Annotated in this window: 15 protein-coding genes and 2 pseudogenes; all 17 read right to left on the bottom strand. The window is 35.1% G+C overall.

Translation table 11 applies throughout. The features are described 5' to 3' along the window. Positions 1 to 14: 14 nt before the first annotated feature. The 17 genes and pseudogenes from fdhD to KPL75_RS22380 all read right to left on the bottom strand — a co-directional run bounded on the left by fdhD (position 15) and on the right by KPL75_RS22380 (position 18,820). The gene (gene fdhD, locus KPL75_RS22455) at positions 15 to 815 is read right to left on the bottom strand and encodes a formate dehydrogenase accessory sulfurtransferase FdhD (RefSeq protein ID WP_219917839.1); all 801 of its coding nucleotides are present in this window, start codon (positions 813 to 815) and stop codon (positions 15 to 17) included. Positions 816 to 831: 16 nt separating this feature from the next. Beyond that, complete coding sequence (locus KPL75_RS22450; protein WP_016094390.1) at positions 832 to 1,176, bottom strand: Na-translocating system protein MpsC family protein; 345 nt, start codon at positions 1,174 to 1,176, stop codon at positions 832 to 834. A gap of 169 nt (positions 1,177 to 1,345) precedes the next feature. Then, entirely contained in the window at positions 1,346 to 1,828 is a 483-nt protein-coding gene (locus tag KPL75_RS22445; RefSeq protein ID WP_219917837.1) for a helical membrane plugin domain-containing protein, read from the bottom strand. A 15-nt stretch (positions 1,829 to 1,843) separates the two neighbouring features. Further along, the gene (gene fdhF, locus KPL75_RS22440) at positions 1,844 to 4,783 is read right to left on the bottom strand and encodes a formate dehydrogenase subunit alpha (RefSeq protein WP_219917836.1); all 2,940 of its coding nucleotides are present in this window, start codon (positions 4,781 to 4,783) and stop codon (positions 1,844 to 1,846) included. Next, positions 4,752 to 4,944: pseudogene (locus tag KPL75_RS22435) on the bottom strand (hypothetical protein). Before KPL75_RS22435 ends, fdhF begins: the two are co-directional and overlap by 32 nt. A gap of 104 nt (positions 4,945 to 5,048) precedes the next feature. Further along, positions 5,049 to 5,825, bottom strand: coding sequence for a TerC family protein (locus KPL75_RS22430; protein WP_002012018.1), 777 nt, complete (start codon positions 5,823 to 5,825; stop codon positions 5,049 to 5,051). A gap of 171 nt (positions 5,826 to 5,996) precedes the next feature. Next, a complete protein-coding gene (locus KPL75_RS22425) occupies positions 5,997 to 8,717 on the bottom strand; it encodes a sensor domain-containing protein (protein ID WP_219917835.1) in 2,721 nt (906 codons plus the stop codon). A gap of 626 nt (positions 8,718 to 9,343) precedes the next feature. Then, positions 9,344 to 10,576 carry an N-acetylmuramoyl-L-alanine amidase gene (locus KPL75_RS22420; protein WP_219917834.1) on the bottom strand — a complete coding sequence of 411 codons (1,233 nt, stop codon included), beginning with the start codon at positions 10,574 to 10,576 and terminating at the stop codon, positions 9,344 to 9,346. 448 nt (positions 10,577 to 11,024) lie between these two features. Then, positions 11,025 to 11,266: pseudogene (locus KPL75_RS27500) on the bottom strand (Ger(x)C family spore germination protein); the annotation flags it as partial. Between the two features lie 83 nt (positions 11,267 to 11,349). Then, complete coding sequence (locus tag KPL75_RS22415) at positions 11,350 to 12,297, bottom strand: DNA-binding domain-containing protein (protein WP_219921149.1); 948 nt, start codon at positions 12,295 to 12,297, stop codon at positions 11,350 to 11,352. 696 nt (positions 12,298 to 12,993) lie between these two features. Beyond that, positions 12,994 to 13,902 carry a chemotaxis protein gene (locus KPL75_RS22410; RefSeq protein WP_219917833.1) on the bottom strand — a complete coding sequence of 303 codons (909 nt, stop codon included), beginning with the start codon at positions 13,900 to 13,902 and terminating at the stop codon, positions 12,994 to 12,996. A 141-nt stretch (positions 13,903 to 14,043) separates the two neighbouring features. Next, a complete protein-coding gene (locus KPL75_RS22405; RefSeq protein WP_012260675.1) occupies positions 14,044 to 14,529 on the bottom strand; it encodes a hypothetical protein in 486 nt (161 codons plus the stop codon). Positions 14,530 to 14,993: 464 nt separating this feature from the next. Then, positions 14,994 to 15,329, bottom strand: coding sequence for a DUF3964 family protein (locus KPL75_RS22400; RefSeq protein WP_088039111.1), 336 nt, complete (start codon positions 15,327 to 15,329; stop codon positions 14,994 to 14,996). Between the two features lie 49 nt (positions 15,330 to 15,378). Then, positions 15,379 to 16,692 carry a flagellar hook protein FlgE gene (flgE, locus tag KPL75_RS22395; RefSeq protein WP_215574714.1) on the bottom strand — a complete coding sequence of 438 codons (1,314 nt, stop codon included), beginning with the start codon at positions 16,690 to 16,692 and terminating at the stop codon, positions 15,379 to 15,381. 21 nt (positions 16,693 to 16,713) lie between these two features. Continuing rightward, a complete protein-coding gene (locus tag KPL75_RS22390) occupies positions 16,714 to 17,286 on the bottom strand; it encodes a flagellar hook assembly protein FlgD (RefSeq protein ID WP_215574713.1) in 573 nt (190 codons plus the stop codon). Positions 17,287 to 17,289: 3 nt separating this feature from the next. Beyond that, on the bottom strand, positions 17,290 to 18,399 hold the full coding sequence (locus KPL75_RS22385) for a flagellar hook-length control protein FliK (RefSeq protein WP_219917832.1): 1,110 nt from the start codon (positions 18,397 to 18,399) through the stop codon (positions 17,290 to 17,292). A 10-nt stretch (positions 18,400 to 18,409) separates the two neighbouring features. Beyond that, positions 18,410 to 18,820, bottom strand: a complete 411-nt coding sequence (locus KPL75_RS22380; RefSeq protein ID WP_219917831.1) for a cytoplasmic protein — start codon at positions 18,818 to 18,820, stop codon at positions 18,410 to 18,412. Positions 18,821 to 18,929 lie beyond the last annotated feature (109 nt).

Below are 18,929 nucleotides of genomic sequence, written 5' to 3'. Positions count from 1 at the left end.
TTATTGCCTCGTTTCTACTTATTTATATTTACAATCCGCTCTGGATGCGTATATACATTTAAAGATTTATTACGAATGAAGCCTATTGTAGTAATCCCTAACTGCTCCGCTAGCTCTAATGCTAACTCAGTTGGAGCTGATTTTGACAATATTACTTCACAGCCAATTTTCGCAACTTTCAATAGAATTTCAGAAGAGATACGTCCGCTAAAAACAATAATTTTATCACCAATCGAAATGTTATTTTTTAAACAATAGCCGTAAATTTTATCTAAAGCGTTATGTCTTCCTATATCCATCCGGCTTAAAATAATTCCATTCACATCACATAAAGCTGCATTATGAACGCCGCCTGTATGTTGAAACGTCGACGCAGATTGCTGCATATCATTCATTAACCGAAAACAATCCTCGGCAGAGATTTTTACGCGAATATCATTCATTTTTTTCGCAGTCAGCGCATCGTTTGCGAAAACAAACCCTTGCCTACTCATTCCACAGCACGAAGTAATATAACGTTTATTTTGCATGTCACGATAATAAGGATTGATTTTCGTCGTTTTTACATGGACATAGCCTTCTTTTTCTTGCACCCATATTTCATCAATATCTTCATACTTTCGGATAATGCCTTCAGAGGCTAAAAAGCCGATTACCATATCTTCAATATACTCTGGAGTACTAACCATTGTAACAAATTCCTGGCCGTTAATTTTAACCGTAACAGGAAACTCTGTTACAATGCTGTCCTCTATATGTTTAAATTCCCCTTGCTCATATTTGAAGATTTCCCGTTCCACCTGAATCGATTTCACGATGAGTATCCTTCTCTCACGTTATATTTTTATCAAAGACAAACACCGAAACTGCAATATCTTCATCCACTTTCATATCAGAAAACAGATGAACTAATTTCGCCCCAACGAGTTCTTCTAAATGTTCACGAGAATTGGCAGCATAAACTTCTTGAATCATTTTCGTTCGAGCCATATGAACCATTTCCGCTCCATCCATCGTTCCCGAAATGAATTTCTCTGTAGGTGTCAAATTCCCATAAAGTGTAGCTATAGCCATATTTTCAGCAAATACAGTATGAATTCGTTCCGGCCCTTTCCCGAACAACTCTTTTCGAAGCTTTCGAATCATATCATTAAATTCATGTACCATTTTTGACATACTCTCATTCCTCCCCAACTAATTAACACTTACTTTTCAAATATTATTCCATTATAACCATTTTATCAAAATGACCATTTCGTCCAACTATTTAATAATGAGACGAAATGGATCATCTTTTTATCTCAAGTAAACAAATCACATATGAAATACTATTATTGTTGCTTATCTATTCTTCTTTTAACCCTTTACCCATGCCTTTTAAGAAATGAAGACCAAATCCGATAGCACGGTTAATATCTGGATCCTTAAGTACTTTCATCAAATCTAATATTCCTACTTTTTTATTACTTTGCAGATGCTGATTCCCTTCATCCATACCTATTAATGCACTACCTATAAGTTTTTTAGTAAGTTCCGGATCAAGTTCTGTTAAAGCTCCTGCAGCGCCCATCATATTATTAATTAAATTTGTAACTGGTTCACGGGTGACTTGACCTAGAACAATTTTTGCGATTGGTTCTTTCGCTTTCAGCATAGAATTTGCAGCTTCTAGCATCCCAATGTCATTCAGTTCACCTACTATATTAAACATTTGATTTAAAGCTTCTTCATTATTAGCTAGAAGTTCTTTTAAATCTTCGAGTTTTTGTTGTTTTCGTTCTTCCTCCGTTAGCTCCTGCTTCTGGATCGCTTGAATAGGTGCTGCCATATTCTTTTTTCCTCCCTAGTTATCCGTTAAGTGTACATATCCTGGACGAGCCCACTTGCGATTTACCTCAATGCCGTTTTGAGGGTGACGCTTTTTATTACGCGGGTTCGTTTTTGGCATCGGATTCTCTCCTTCTACTTGTAACACTTCCATACGTACTTTCGTTTGTTTATACGCAGGTGTATTCGTACGTTGATCGACTGCCGGACCAGTTAAGAAATTAATCGCCGTTTCATTATCAGTCGAGTTCATCGGTAAATACAGCTCATTCGCTTTTACACGATCTGTTACAAGCGCACGTAATTTAAGTGCTCCGAATGGAGAAACAAGGCGTACTAACGAACCAGTTTTCACTCCACGTTCCCTTGCTAACTCTGGAGAAACTTCAACGAAAACACCTGGTACTTTCGATTGAATACCAGTTGATTTATTTGTCATGTTCCCTTCATGGAAATGTTCAAGCATACGACCGTTATTAATGTGAAGATCGTATTCTGCTGGAAATTCAGCAGGACGTACCCAATCAGCTATCGCAAAACGAGCTTTTTTGTCCGGGAAATTAAATCCATCTTTAAATAGAAGCGGCGTATTCGTTCCATCAAAACTTCCCCAGTGGAAACTGTTCCATCCTTCAAGCACTTCATAGTTTGCGTGTGCGAATAAAGGTGATAAACTTGCCATTTCAGCAAAGATTTCACTTGGATGACTGTAGTTCCAGTTCGCACCTAACTTATTCGCAATTTCCTGCACAATCCACCAGTCCGGTTTCGCATCTTCTAGCGCCGGCAGTACTTGATATAACCTTTGTACACGACGTTCTGTATTTGTAAACGTACCTTCTTTTTCAAGAGATGGTGCTGCTGGTAATACGACATCAGCGTATTGAGCTGTTTTAGAAAGGAACACATCTTGAACGACAAAGAATTCAAGACTTGATAACACTTCATGTACGTGATTTGCGTTAGAGTCTACAAGAGCCATATCCTCTCCAACAAGATACATAGCTTTCATTTTCCCTTCATCAATTGCGTGAAGCATTTCAATGTTATTTAGACCTGGTTTATTATCAATTTTTACTCCGTAAGCTATTTCAAATTTCGCACGTTCTACATCATCAGTAACGTGTTGATATCCCGGAAGCCAACCTGGGAGAGTTCCCATATCACAAGCACCTTGTACGTTATTATGACCTCGAAGTGGATATGCACCAGCACCTGGACGGCGATAATTTCCTGTTGCAAGAAGTAAGTTTGAAATCGCAGCGGAAGTATCTGAGCCACCCGTATTTTGCGTTACACCCATACCCCAAAGAATACACGTACCATTTGCATCACGAATCATCTCGGCCATTTGAACGAGAGTTTCTTTTGAAATACCTGTAATCTCTTCTGCATATTCAAGCGTATATTCTTTAAGACTATCTTTGAAATCTTCAAAGAAGTTTACATTCTCGTCGATGAACTGCTGATCGTGCCAACCTTGATCGATCATATATTTTGTAACAGCCATTAACCATACTTGATCTGTCCCTTGCTTTGGACTAATAAAGATATCTGAACGCTCTGCCATTTCAGTTTTACGAAGATCTGCAACAATTAGCTTTTGACCGTGAAGTTTATGTGCACGTTTCACACGAGTCGCTAGCACAGGATGACCTTCTGTCGGATTACAACCGACAATAATAACAAGGCCTGATTGTGCAATATCTTTAATCGTCCCTGCATCTCCGCCCATACCAATTGTACGGAACAATCCATCCGTCGCTGGTGATTGACAATAACGTGAGCAGTTATCAATATTGTTCGTTTCAAACACTTGTCGTGCTAATTTTTGAATAACATAGTTGTCTTCATTCGTAATTTTAGAAGAAGAAATAAAGCCGATAGAACCTTTACCGTACTCTTCTTTAATAGAGCCTAATTTATTCGCTACTACATGAAGCGCTTCTTCCCAACTTGATTCAACGAATACTCCATTTTTACGAATTAAAGGTTTCGTAAGTCGTTTTTCAGAATTCACGAAATCCCAACCGAATTTTCCTTTTACACAAGTCGAAATCGCATTAACAGGTGCCTCAGAAGTTGGTTGTACTTTAAGAATTTCACGGCCCTTCGTCCACACTTCAAATGAACAACCTACACCACAAAACGTACATACTGTTTTCGTCTTTTTCGTACGAGTGTCGCGCATTGCAGCTTCTACTTCTGACACGGCGAAAATACCGCTATATCCAGGTTCAACCTCTTTAATAAGATCGACCATAGGCTCAAGAATATCCGGCTTCAGCCCAGTCATAAATCCAGCTTCACCAAGCATCGATTTCTCCATTAATGCATTACAAGGACAAATCGTTACACATTGACCGCAGCTTACACATGAAGAATCGTTAATATCTACTCCTTCATCCCAAATAACACGAGGACGCTCTGCCTCCCAATCAATAGATAACGTTTCATTTACTTGTAAGTTTTGACACACCTCTACACATTGACCGCACGCGATACATTGATTCGGATCATAGCGATAAAATGGATGAGACATATCAACTTCGCTTGCATCAACTTTTGGCTCGTAAGGATATTTTTGATGCTCAATTTCCATTAATTCTGCCGTATTATGCAATTTACAATTCCCGTTATTGTTGTCACAAACCGTACAGTACAGTAAATGATTTTCTAATAAGCGGTCCATCGCCTCATGTTGTGCTGCCTTCGCACTAATAGAGGATAATTCAATATTCATACCGTCCGTCACTACTGTAGAACATGATCGCACAAGCTTTCCATTCACTTCTACAATACAAGTATCACACGTTTGAATCGGATCCACTTCCGGCACGTAACAAATTTGTGGATGTTCAATTCCGTTCTCATTAATGATGCCTAGTACCGTTGAACCAGGCTCAGCACTATATTCTTTGTCATCAATTGTAATATGAACCATGCTGTCGTTCATGGTTACTCCCCCTTTTTGAGAATAAAAAAAACTCCACCACGAAAATATACGCACCACATTTTTGGCACGTTATCATCATGATGGAGTAGTTTATTAGCACATCTTGCTAAAATACCAGTCCATTTATTCATAAATAAAATGATAGATTCATAACAGGTCATATCACGATTCCATCTTTAACACTATAATTATAGCGTTAAATCAAAAAATACACAATATAAATATCATTACAAAGGACAAAGCACATAATGCTCTGACCTTTGTATTACATTTTAGAATTATTCTGAGATGACTTACTTCCCGGTGCAAACCAACCAATTAGTGCAATAGCAACTAATACTCCGTAGAAGATTAAAGTCCAAGTTGTACTGTGCGGGAAATCATGGTCTAAGATACCAATATCCTCATGGGCAAGTGTAATTACAGCGAGTTTTACACCGACCCAGGCAACAATTGCATATGCTGTTGTTTCCAATGCTGGACGTTTCTCAAGTAATTGTACAAACCAAGTTGCCGCAAATTTAATTAAAATAAGCCCGGCAATCCCTCCGAGAAGTACAACTATGAACTGGCCTCCATCCATACCACCGAAATCTTCTAGCGGTGAATCTGGAAGACCAAGGGCAAGAGCAACTGCGGCTAATATTGAATCGATTGCGAAAGCAAGGTCAGCTAATGCAATCTTTCCTACTGTGAACCAGTAGCTTTTACCTGCCGCTTCCTTTTCATCGTCCTTATGAATATTTTGATTGTCTTTTCCGAATTGCGCCTGAATGACATGCTTCAATCCTAAATAAAGAAGATAGGCTGCTCCTATCGCTTGTATTTGCCAAACATTTGCAATAAATGATATGGCAAATAGGGCTGCAAATCGAAAAACGAAGGCCATAATGATTCCGTAATTTATAGCTCTTTTTTTCTCTTCTTCGGGTAAATGTTTCGCTATAACTGCTAGTACAAGGGCATTGTCAGCTGATAACAAACCTTCTAATCCGATTAAAATTAATAATGCCCACGCATACTCTAGCCATATTGAATCCATCCACTTCTCTCCTTTCTAAAACTAAAATCAGATAAGGTCTTTTCTCAATAGAATTTCCTATTAAGACAAATTAAATGCTAAAACATTTTGACAGTTAATTTGCTGTCCTCTATTTGTTATAATTTCAACAAAAAACAAGTCTAGATTGTATTTTTCTTAGACAGGGTGACGCTACATTGTGCTTAAAAATTTGATGAATTCATCTTCACTTACAGGTTTACTGTAGTAATAGCCCTGAATTAGATAACATGCATTACGTTGTAACACTGTTAATTGTTCCTTCGTTTCTACCCCTTCTGCGATCACTTTCATGTTTAAAGTATGCGCTAGTGAAATAATGGTATGAATAATTTCATTTCCATCAGTAGAATTTCCGATCCTATTAACAAATTCTCTTGGAATTTTTAAGGTATCAATTGGATACAAAGGGAGATATGCTAATGAAGAATACCCTGTGCCAAAATCATCAATTGATAAATGTACACCATATGATTTTAATGCTTTTAACTTCGCTAACGTTTCTTTTTCATCTACCATTGCTATCCGCTCAGTTAATTCTAAATCGATTGAACTAGCAGGTACCCCTACTTCTTCTATAGTAGATATGATTGTTTGAACAAAGTCCTTCTGTTCAAACTCTATAGCTGATAAATTTATCCCCATTTTTAGATTTGAATAGCCCACAGAATGCCATTCTTTCAGTTGTCGACACGCTTCCTGTAACGTCCATTTCCCAATTGAAATAATCTGCGATGTTTCTTCCGCGATAGGTATAAACTCAAAGGGTGAAATCAGCCCCAGCTCTGGATGTTGCCAACGTATTAAAGCCTCTGCACCAATAACCATACCAGCCTTACTATCAACTTGTGGTTGATATAATAGAAACAACTCATTATTTTCTAATGCATTAGGTAAATCCTGTTCTAATTGTAATCGTCTTGTTATTTTTTTTGATAATGTCTCGTCATACATGCAAACAGCATTATTACCTTTTTCCTTTGCACTATACATAGCAATATCAGCATGTTGTAAAAGTGTAGTAGTATTTATTCCTCCAAACGGATACACTGCTATTCCTATACTAAGAGATAAGTAAAAGCTATGCTGATTTACTACAAATGCTTCTTCAGTTATACGAAATAGAGTTTCACACAAATCCAATAGCTGTTGCTCTGTATGGTTATGGACTATGATTGCAAACTCATCTCCCCCTATTCTCGCTAGAGGAATAGCCGGTAACAGACATGTCCTAAAACGTTTAGCAACTTCTTTTAAAACACTGTCACCAATTGAATGTCCCAGTGTATCATTAATAGTCTTAAAACGATTTAAATCTATATACAAGAGTCCAAATTCATCCTGCGTTTTTTGTGCACGCCCAATGGATTTTTCTAATTCTTGTTGGAAGAATATTCGATTTCCAATCCCCGTCACTGTATCATGGAATGCTAGATAGTTTATCTCATCTTGTTGTTGCTTCATTCTCGTAATGTCTTTTACCATTACATAACTCCCAAAAGTTTGCCCTTCTATCATAATAGGAACAATGGTGACGTACCAAAAATGAATGTCCTTCTCATTATTATTTTTCACACGTAATTGTAACGAAGCCGAACTGCATCGTTTCCCTTCCTGTAGAGCCGCTTCCAATTCAGATCTATCTTCATCTAAAAAAATTGAGAAGCACTCTTTACCTATTAATTCATTACTGTTTTTTCCTAATAACATACTTCCAGCCTGGTTTATATTTAACACAGTACCATTTGAATCAATCGTTAATATAGGATCTGGATGATACTCATATAATGACTTAAATCTCTCTTGATTTTTGACCAAGTCATTGGATTTGTTTATTAAATCTTCTGTTCTTTGAGATACTTTTTGTTCTAATTGATTATTAAACACTTTTAACATCTCGGTTAAATCTCTGTTTTGCATTCGTACGATTGTATGACGAATCAGCACAAATACAAATGCAATACAATTCCCAGTAATAAGTGTAGCCGAGGAAGTTTGCTCTTTTAAAGTAAAGCCAATTAATACCGCAACTGCAAGATAAGGAAATATAACAAGAAGTTTCTTCCCAAATGTGGGATCGATAATGAAATAATTCCTTCTAGAAGATGCATTCTTCGGTATAGCAGCAGCAATAGCAATTAATAATAGGAAAACTCTATACAAACACCTTAATAATATAAGTGAACGATCTGACAAATCATCTTGTAAGTAAAAATACAAGTAGTCCGTAATAGCCAATCCAGTTAATACGAGAATAAAAATAAATAATTTACTTTTCGCATTAAAAATAGCTGGTCGAAAGATCAGGCTAATTCCTAGTAAAAGAAGCAATAAATCTATAATCGGAAAAATAAATGAAAGAAAAACATCTCCAATTGATAAGAATAAGATATTTGCAGAAGGTTTATTAAATAGGTACCACTCTAATGTAAAAATAGCAGTAACAACAATACATAAATCACAAAGTAAATACGCCTTTTCCCACTTGTTACATTCCATAATGATTTTATAAAAGAATGCAAAGAGAAAGAAGAATAAGAAAAACAACAAAAACACATCAGAGATATTAAAATTTTGTATCGGCAATTCTACATTAAGTACTTGAAAAGCGGATATAAAATTCCCTATCAAGAAACACCCTATTGCAATAGTAATGCAAACCCAGAATACTCCTAACTTAATTTTTCCGGATAATATAGAATACAGTAATGAGATAAATACAGTAGTTTCAACAACTAAGGATGATAGTCGGATATTAAAATCTGATACGAAATATTGATTCGGAAAAACAAATAAAAATATATAGCAAAAGCTTATATAGAATATTAGGGCTATTGTTAATAAGATAAATTGCCAATGTGAATGTTTAAGCAATATATTCACCTTCTTAAGTCTTTCATCATTTTTTAAAATTTGTATCTAATTATTATTCATATTATGACCATTTCAAAAGATTTCTTTCAAAATAAAGCACCCTTATATTACATCTGCAGATATTTAAAAATTCCATAACAGGAATTACAACAAATATCTGCAGCTATGTCCTTAACAATATCAATTATTGTTATACGAACTATTTATGCAACAAGTTGATTTAATAGCTAATTAGTTTAACGAATGTTTTCTTTGAACTAATTAGATACTGCCCATCTGAATCATATAGCTTAACTATTTTCAAATTAAAATTTCACGTAAAAATAATGAATGTAGGTGTATGCCTCTATCTATTTTTTGTGATGTTAAACAAAGAAAAAAACCCTAAATTATTTAGACATGAAAGTGCCTACAAAATTTCTAATAGTAACTATTTATCGTTTTTTATTCATAACTTTCTATAGTATTTATTAAGGATGCTAATTAAAACACCGACTTATTTATAATCCTTAATAAGTCGGCACCAGTATACACTATAAAACTAAAACACATTACAAATAACAAAACTATACTTTAGCAATTTATAAATTTCATATTCCTAGAATTACTAAACTTTCTTTTACCTATTACAATCTATATTCAGATACATTATTTCCTTTCCATTCATAATAATCTAAAACCCCTTCATAAATGGCTTCTGCTGCAATCTGTCTGCCGTTTGCCGTAGATAGTTTACTGTAATCGATACCATTATCTATAAAAGCCAGTTCCGTTAACACAGCTGGCATGTCGTTTTCTCTTATAACATGAAGATCTCCATGTTTAACGCCTCTATCACGTGTTTGAAGAGCCTCTACTAAACGTGTTTGAATTTTTTCCGCTAACACACGACTTTCTTCCACATGAGGATTTGTTTTTTCGGATTCAGAAGATTTATAGTAGTATGTTTCTGTCCCTTTTGCATTACCATTAAAAGCATTTGCATGAATGCTTATAAAGATATCCCCCTCATTTTGCTTAGCAAATTTAACACGTTCCTGTAAAGAGCTTTTTTGGTCATGTCCAGGTCTAGTATCAGATTCACGAGTTAGTAAAACTGTAAATGGTGTATGTTTTTCGAGCAATTGTTGTAGGCGTAAGGAAGTGTCTAATACGATTTTACTTTCAGGCAATCCTTTTGTGGACTTTCCGGGATCTGCACCACCATGTCCAGGATCAATAATGATTGTTTTACTTTCTAAAGGGTTTTTCGGACTGTATTGAAGGGTATCTGTTTTGGCAGTAAGTTGTGCGGCTTCTGCACGTGTTATGAATTTATTTGGTTGCCAACCGTTATCTGTACCAACAGAAATCTTTAAATCAATTAAAATATTGGCAAATTTTTCACCCCAATGTCCTTTTAAATCATCAAATTTACTTTGCCCATTACTATTTGTTCTATCTTGTAGCTTATATGCATTTACTAACATTGTTGCCATTGCAGCACGAGTAACTTTTCCAGAAGGATTAAATATTCCATTTCCTTCACCTTTAATTATTCCTGCTTTTTCAGCTGCGGCAATATACGGCGTTCCCCAGTGGTTTTGTGAATCTGTAAAAGATGGTTTTGCATTTAAGTCAATATGTATACCAAGGGCCTTTGTCATAATTGTTGCCGCAGAAGCCCTATCTAATGTATCACTTGAACCAAAAGTTCCATCTGGATAACCACTCAATACTTTTTTATCAACTAAATAATTAACGGATTTGTCAGCCCATGCAGGAACATCTTGGAATTTATGAGTATTTGCAAATGCACTAGATGAGTAGGATAGTAGACTTCCAGCAAGAATTCCTGTAGCAATTAATTTGTATTTCAAAATGTAACACCTCTAAAAAATTATTACAACTTGGTAAATATATCATTTATAGTTAATCTTTAAATAATACGACTTAGAATAAAGAATAGATTAAATCCGCGTTATCCCTATATTAAAGATATCAAATACAAATCGAACTATTATTCCGAAAAGAATCCTGAGACATACACTTATAGATAGAAACTATTAAATATATTCACCAACGTCGTGTAACCAGTATAGTTACTTATATGTACGAGTGTCAATTAAAAAAACCTTACATTTTTGTAAGATAACCATGTTAATTATGTAGTAAGTAATTATTATATAACGTGAATAATTACTCGGTATAATAAAATAGTAATCTTATATTTTAAACAAATATTAATTATCTTGGTAGGCAAATAACTTATAACAGCCACCTTTTTGGCTATGCTTTGGAATCCTACTTTACTCTTCAATTCTCCGTATTAAAAGTTTGTTGATGAAATGTAATAACAACTGTACGATTATACAACTTATTCACCTCAATTAAATCAGTTAAATATTGAGGAAGAGTCGGTTTATCTTTAAAATCATTATGTATTAAGTCCTTTCACAGTGACAATACGCATATTCCCAGTATTTTTCTGATGACAATACTACAAAGTAAGACCTAGCTCCTTCCTTTTGTAAAAATTTTTGATTTACTAAAATTAATTGTAACTTTTCCTCTGTCCGAAACAATTCCATACAAAATAAAAGGGAAATACATATACACTATGTATCTCCCTTTTATTTTGTACCCAATTTTTTTATTGTGTTACGGTCATAACTTGTCCACTACGGTCAACCATAATTTTCATTTTTCCGTCTTGAGCGTTATATAACCCTAGCTTATGTAGATCTTGTTTGCATTCTTTTACGAAGTAAGGCAATGTACGAATTTGATCGATATCAGAGCTCGTAATAAAATGAATTAAATGATGCGTCATCTCTTTAATATCATGAACGAGTTCTTCCTTCTCTCGTTTTAATCTTTCATTTTCAGCTCGTAATGAATGTAATTCACCTTCAAGACCACGTACGTTTTTTTCATCTTTCGAACGCTCGGCAGCCATGCTAGAAAGCTTATAAATCCCCGCCATGAACTGATGCAATTCGTGTTCTTTCTTTTCATTACATTGACTAATTGTTTCAAAGTTGTCAACGATACCCGATATAACTGTTACGAGGCTTTTTTCATCCTCTTCACCTCGAACATCTTCTTTTACTTCCCGTTTGCTTTCTTGTTTCGTCTCAGCAATCGTATCTTTTACAGATATATATTTTCGTTTTCGCCCCGGTTTTTGTTTTTCAATATTTTCAAACGGCATCTCTTGCTTTTTTAATTTATAATACGTATTTTGTAATTGGCTTTCCGTTTTCGGAAAAAGATTCAATTCATTTTTACTAACATATTTTGAAATATTTGCGATGTTTAAACCGTGACGTTGGCAAAATTGATATACTTCATACAGTAGTTCTAGTTCAGACTTCAACCATGTAATCGTTGATTTTTCATATACTCGCATACCGCCATTTTTTTCTATATCTATTTGAAATAATACCATTCTATTATATAAGTCAATTAGCTCTTCATACCTTATTCGGAATTGTTTCTCTATTTTTTTGAATTCCGCGTCTAATTTCCTATCGTTCGTTTTATTATTTGACATGTTTTGTAAAAGATTTAATACATTGATTGCTGTGTGGTGATACATAATCTGTGCCACTCCCCTCATCCTTTCACAATTCTCATCGGACTCCCATGTCTTTTAAGAAAATAGAAATTTCCACATATCCATATTATAACATTTCAAAATTATCTGTCAAATAATTAACATACAAAAAGGTATGAAAAGTCTATAAATAATAGAAAAATTTTTTGAGAAAATATTAAAAAATGCAATACAACATAATATTATATCGATGAAATATATTTAATTATATTATATGGTATTTCCAATTTAATTTCACCGAAAAAGTTTGCGCTATCACGAAATCTCACTCTACAATCCAGTGACGTTATCTCTTATATTTTCAAGTAGTAAAGATGAGAAAAACAATTAAACCTATCTATATTTCCAAATATAAAAACAACTAAAAAGACGAAAGAAACTATGAATATACACAGCCGCGACTACATTAGAAACGTTCAATTTTTCTGCCTTTATAGAACATGGGATACTAAAAAGGAACTAACCAGTACTACTACAATGGCTAGTTCCTCAATTTTAGCTAATAAGAAAAGAATGTAAGCCTGTTCATCAACAACTCGGCCTCCCTCTTCTTTAACTTACCTAAAACCCACTTCATATCTCTGTTCTTACTACGTACAGGGCACTTTTAAGTACTAACCGCTTCCTCTCTTGGCTGGAGCCTCTCTCCCAACTAAAAAAGAGCTTTTCAAAACTTCTTTACAACACTAACTTATCAACTAGCCCGATTAACTCTTGAATATCAGGCTTACTCACTTGAGCATTCGCTCCAACTGCCTCACCTTTATGGAACAACTCATTCGTAATTAATGAAGAGAAAATAATAACTGGTAATTGCTTCATTACTTCACTATCTTTAATTACTTTCGTTAAATGGTGTCCATCCATTTTTGGCATTTCAATATCTGTAATAAGCAGATGAATATGTTCAAACATTCTTTCACCTTGCTCTTTTGCTAATTTTTCAATTTGAGCTAATGCTTCAGCACCATTACTGAAGAAGTTCATTTTCGTATATCCAGCTGATGATAATGTTTCTTCTAATATTTGGCGAAGCATCGCTGAATCTTCCGCAATATAAATCACCTTTTCAGCTCGATCTGTTTTTTGCTCTAATCCTGCAAGTGATTTATTATCATAACCAGTACCGCTAATTTCACATACAATTTTTTCATAATCTAATAGTAAAATGATTTTCCCATCTAGTTTTACAATACCAGATGTCGTTTCTTCTAGTCCCATAGATAATGAAGCTGGTTCATCAATTTGTTCCCACGAAATACGTTGAATACGATGTACTTCATCAACACGGAAAATAACCTTCATTTGGTTTAATTCTGAAATAATAAATTTCGTTTGATCAAGTGGCTTTGTCGATCTTAAATTAAGAGCGGTTGCTAAGTTAATAACAGGTAAAATTTCACCACGTACTTGAACAACACCTTCAACTGCATGATGAGCTTCTGGCACAGTTGTAACAGGGAATGGATTAATAATTTCACGCACTTTCATTACATTGATACTAAATAAATTTTCACCAACAGTGTACGTTACGATTTCTAATTCGTTTGTTCCGCTTTCTAATAAAATACTTTGTGCTTGTGACATAAAGGTGTCGCTCCCCTTCCATTAATTCCGTATATTTAATTATTAAGCTTTATTAAAACCCAAAAGTCAACTACCTATATGAAAAATATAGATAGTTGACTGATCCTCACAGTTTTAAAGTAGAAATACTACCGGTAAAACTTAATCTTGTATAAACGAAGCAAGTGCCTCTAGTAACACTTCTTGTGCTCCTACAATTTCTGTCGGCATCGCTTCCCATTTTTTTGAAAGCTCTGTTTCCACTCTCATTCTTAGCTCTGGACCCATTTCTCCTAGCACATATTCTTTCGTCGCTATATCAACATCGATAAGCGAAAGAGCGTATAGTTCAGGATCATTTATTTTCTCAAATAATTTCTTCAGTACACTAGGCGCCATATGCTTTAATTTTTCAATGTGAATTTCCTTATCAGAAAATAGTAACTCATATTGAATATACGTAACATTTTCTTTAATAACTTTAAAATAGCAATTATTTTTTTTATCATTTACAAAATAACCGTTCGGATCTGCAATAATACTCTCTACTTGACGTATTAAATTAGGTAAACTACTCGCCGCCATTACAGTACGTTGCTCAACCTCACTTGGCGAAATGAATGTAACGCGATACTTATTCTGCGCCATCCTCCTCACCTCTCCTTTTATATAAACTTAGTCTAATTGTACAATATAGCACAACTATCTTAAATTAATCTAACTCTATTTCAAATCACTACTTATAGACCCTATCTTCAAAAAGAGAAGAGGCGCCACCACAATTGACTTTCGGCCTCCTCAACTAACCTAGAACCTATCAATCTTATTCATGGCTCCTCGCCTCTTCAACTACCTTAGAACCTCTCCATATCTCTGGTCTTACAACATGCGAGCCACTCATAAGCACTAACCGCTACTACTCATCGCTAGGCCCTCTCTCAAAACTTTAAATGAACACAACTACAATCGTTATTCATCTAAACTATCGTTTCACACATCTTAAGCTAACCTAGTACCACTCCATATCTCTGGTCTCACAATGCACGAACCACACATAGGCACTGACCGCTACTACTCATCGCGCCCTCTCTCAAAACCTAAAAAGAAAGCTTTTACGCCCCTTTCAACAGCTCAATGTTATTGAACCAAAAAGCAAGCTGCTGATCCGTAATATCCGGCAACATAACGAAAAACTCACGGCACTTCATCTCATCTTTAAACAGTTGATACTTCCAAACACCATCACTACCAACACTTACGAAATAAAACTCATGAATACGACCAATGATTGCTTCCTTTTCACCAAATGAATACGGAGGCACTTGCTTAATTTCAAATTGATCCGGTAAATATGCATGCTCTTCTCGTTCCATGTTTAACACTTGCTCGGCAAGTTCACGTTTATTTTCGAAAAAAGGCAATTGTAAAATTCGCTCTTGTCTTGTCATACGAATAAAAAACCCTTTCTACTACATTACAATTTTTCTTTATACTATATTATCGAATTAAGTTTACAACCTCATTTAATACTTCATCTGACACTTTAATTACTTTCGCATTTCCCTGGAATCCACGTTGATACAGCATTAAGTCAACGAATTCTACAGATAAATCTACGTTTGAACTTTCTTTTGCTGACCCCCGTACATTACCTGCACCATTCTCACCAGCAACACCTACCCCTGGAATACCCGCTGATGGTGTGGCAATGTAATTTCCATTCCCAGTTTTCATTAATCCACCTGAATTAGGGAATGTAGCTACAGCTAGTTGTCCTACAACCTTCATACTACCATCCGAATATCTCATCATAACAAAACCACCGTCAGAAATAGAATAGTCATTTGCAATTGCAGCTGGACGCCCCGTTACTTCTGTTGTAGAAATAGTTTTCCCTGTCGGATAATTTGTTAAACCACTTAAATCCAGTGTCAGTCCCTTACCAAAAGGAATTTTAACCGTTCCACCTTTAGTAATTTCACCAGTTACAGGATCTTTTTGTACAGATTCATCTGTCTCCTTTAAATTTCCTAATGTATCAAATTTAAGATTTTTTTCGCCCGTCATGCCTTCAACAGGCTTAAATTCTTTTTCGTTTTTAGAATCATTTCTTACAGAAACTGTATATGTATATTCACCTGGCACCGGCTTCTCAACTTCTTTTCCGTCTACAGTCTCTTTTGTAGTCTTTTGCTTAATATTTACACGTAACGTTAACGAGTTTCCTTCCTCATCAAAAACTGTGAATTCGTGAGCTAATGCATTTTGGTTTCTAGGAAGGTTTCCACCTATTGTTGCCTTATCTGTTTGAATCCCACCAACAGCTGATCCCATCGGAATATGAATTGGACTTGGTCGTGAAGAAAAATCTATTTCTTGTGTCCCTGTTTTCACACCATAACCTAGCACATACTGTCCACCTGTAGTTGTAACATAGTTATCTTTCGATACACCAAAAGACCCCTTTCTCGTATACTCTACATTTCCACCATTACGATCCCCAACTAAAAATAAACCGTTTCCCTCTATGGCTGTCTCCATCTTATCACTAGTTAAAGTAATAGAACCATCACTAAAATCTGTAGATGTCCCACTAAACTTTACACCGTTACCAATACTCTTTGGATTCGTACCAGCATAAGCACCGTCACCACGTGAACCAACCGTATTATTATATAGCAGATCATCAAAAATAGCTTTTTGCTTTTTATATCCAACTGTTTGTGCATTTGCAATATTATTTGAAGTAACACTTAATGCATTTTGTGCTGCATTCATCCCTGTAATACTTGTATATAACGCTTTAATCATAATCTATGTACACTCCTTTTATTAATTTTTCTTAACCTCTTCATTCTTTTCTATATCATCTTTCTTCTCATCTTCTGGATTTGTTTCTGCTATCGGTTTATCTGAAACCCTTTCTACAAAACGAAGTGTGACAACTTGATTATCAACAATAAGTTGTACATCGTTATTTTCGGCAAGTCGAACTGTTTCCACTTGACCAGTCACTTGCTCTCCCTTATTGTTTACACCTCTAACATACTTCCCTAAAAATTTCATCCCGCCATCAAGAGCTGTCGTATACATCGTTGATTGCAGTTTATCTACTGCTTTCGTCATATTTTGTACTTGCTCCATAAGCGATAGTTGCGCTGTCTGGTTCATCATTTGATTCATATCCATTGCATTAAATGGATCTTGATGTTGGAAACTCGATAAAAACAATTTTAGGAAATCATCTTTCCCCATTATCCCAGGAGTCTTTTGCTCTCCTGCTGAAACTCCGTTTGTTTGTTGAACTGGCGATTGCACACCATTAACAGATGCGTTTTTTGTTTGTGCTCCTGCTTGTAACGGAATATGATTTGTACTCGTTGTATTTAACCCAACTGTTGGCACGCTTTATTCCTCCAATAATCCCGCAAATTCTTTTGATTGTTGTTTCTCATGTTGCGTACTTACTGATTTCTGTTTTTGCCTTTGTTCTTGTTCTCGCTGTTCTTTACGGTTTTCATCTTTATCAGAATAGCTAATTTGAATATTAATTTCTTTTTCTTTTAACTTTAGCCTCAATTCATCAAAAATGATTTCAACACGTTTTTTCGCATCGTGTTTTTCCATTTCTACGTGAACATCAATTTGATCTCCATGCTTTTTCATAAACACAGTTAACGTACCAAGTTTTTCTGGATTTAGCTGGAATAAAACACGTTCTTGTTTCACTACAAATTTTTGCAGTGCTTCTACTTGTGCTTCCATTTTCTTGCCTAAGTCAGGTAATGTAACCTTCTCAGCTCCACTATTTTGTTTTCCTATTTGATCAGTCCCCGTTGCTTTATTTAATAACTCAGCTCCGGCCGAACTTGAGTCATTTAACTGATCGACTTTTGGTAACTCTACCTTCACATCATCGCTCTCTGCTTTCGGGAGTTCTACTTCCTTAGACTCCTCTTGTTTCTTTGCAATATTACAAGTTTCTGATTCTACGACTTTTAATACTTGCAACGTCTGCTCTGGCATCGTCACCTTGTCTAGCGCCATTTGCATTGTATCTTCTAAACATATGGCATTTTTAATATTCATGTTTGAAAGGAGCTCTTGTAATTGTTGTAATTCAGCTGCAGGCAATTCGTTAAGTTTTATATTTCCATATTCTTTATACAACTCTTGTATTTTTTGTATGTATTGATATAACAATTCTGGCTGCACACGTAATTGCTCAATTGCAACCATCTGCTCAGATACAGCTAACAATAACTGTTCTGTCTCTTTCTTTTCTTCTTTCTTTACAATCGGCTCTTCTTTCGTTACCGTTTTTTTTGCGAGAATATATTCTTTCTTCTCTTCTTCTGGTGCTTCTTCTCGTTTCGGTTTCTCCGTTTTCGGCTGTTTTTTATTTTCAATTCTCATTGTATTATCGAATGAAGAATTTTCATTTTTCGATTGTACTTCTAGCCCTTTTTCTTTTTGCGGAGGTAAACTTTGCTGCACCGGTAATACAAACTGTATCACTACATCCACCTCATCCGTTCATACACATTTTTAAATCAAGAAGCATTTTTTCTTCCAGCTTTTCTTTTACTTTCGCAAGCTTCTTACAATCTTCTTCATACATTTCATCAATGACACGTTCTTTTTCTTTTACTTGTTCTAAAAGGCTTTCATTTTTTTGAATAAAACCTTCTGTTTTTTTAATTTTTCGATTCCATTCTTCTATTCTTTCAGGTGAAAACGTATGTGAAGAAAGCATGCCAGCCATAATACGTTGCCCAGTTTGTACGACTTTGCTACGTGATTTCACAACATATAAATCATATTCTTTTTTTTGTTCTATTTTTCTTTTTTCAGCTGTTAATTCGTACACTTCTTTTAAAATATGTTCTTTTTCTTGATTAATCTGCAATTTTATCGTGTCGTACTGCTGTTTATCCACCTGTTTTCATAGCCCCTTCCTATTATAACGCTCTCTTTTTCTATTATATAGTTTTTTTCTAAAAAAATCTGTGAAATATTAAAAAACAAAAAAATAAGGCCTCCGCGTA

The organism is Bacillus sp. NP247 (assembly GCF_018966865.1).
In the GTDB taxonomy this organism is placed as follows: Bacteria; Bacillota; Bacilli; order Bacillales; family Bacillaceae_G; genus Bacillus_A.
Note: the sequence above shows the minus strand (reverse complement) of the source record. Positions and strands in the feature narration are given on the sequence as shown.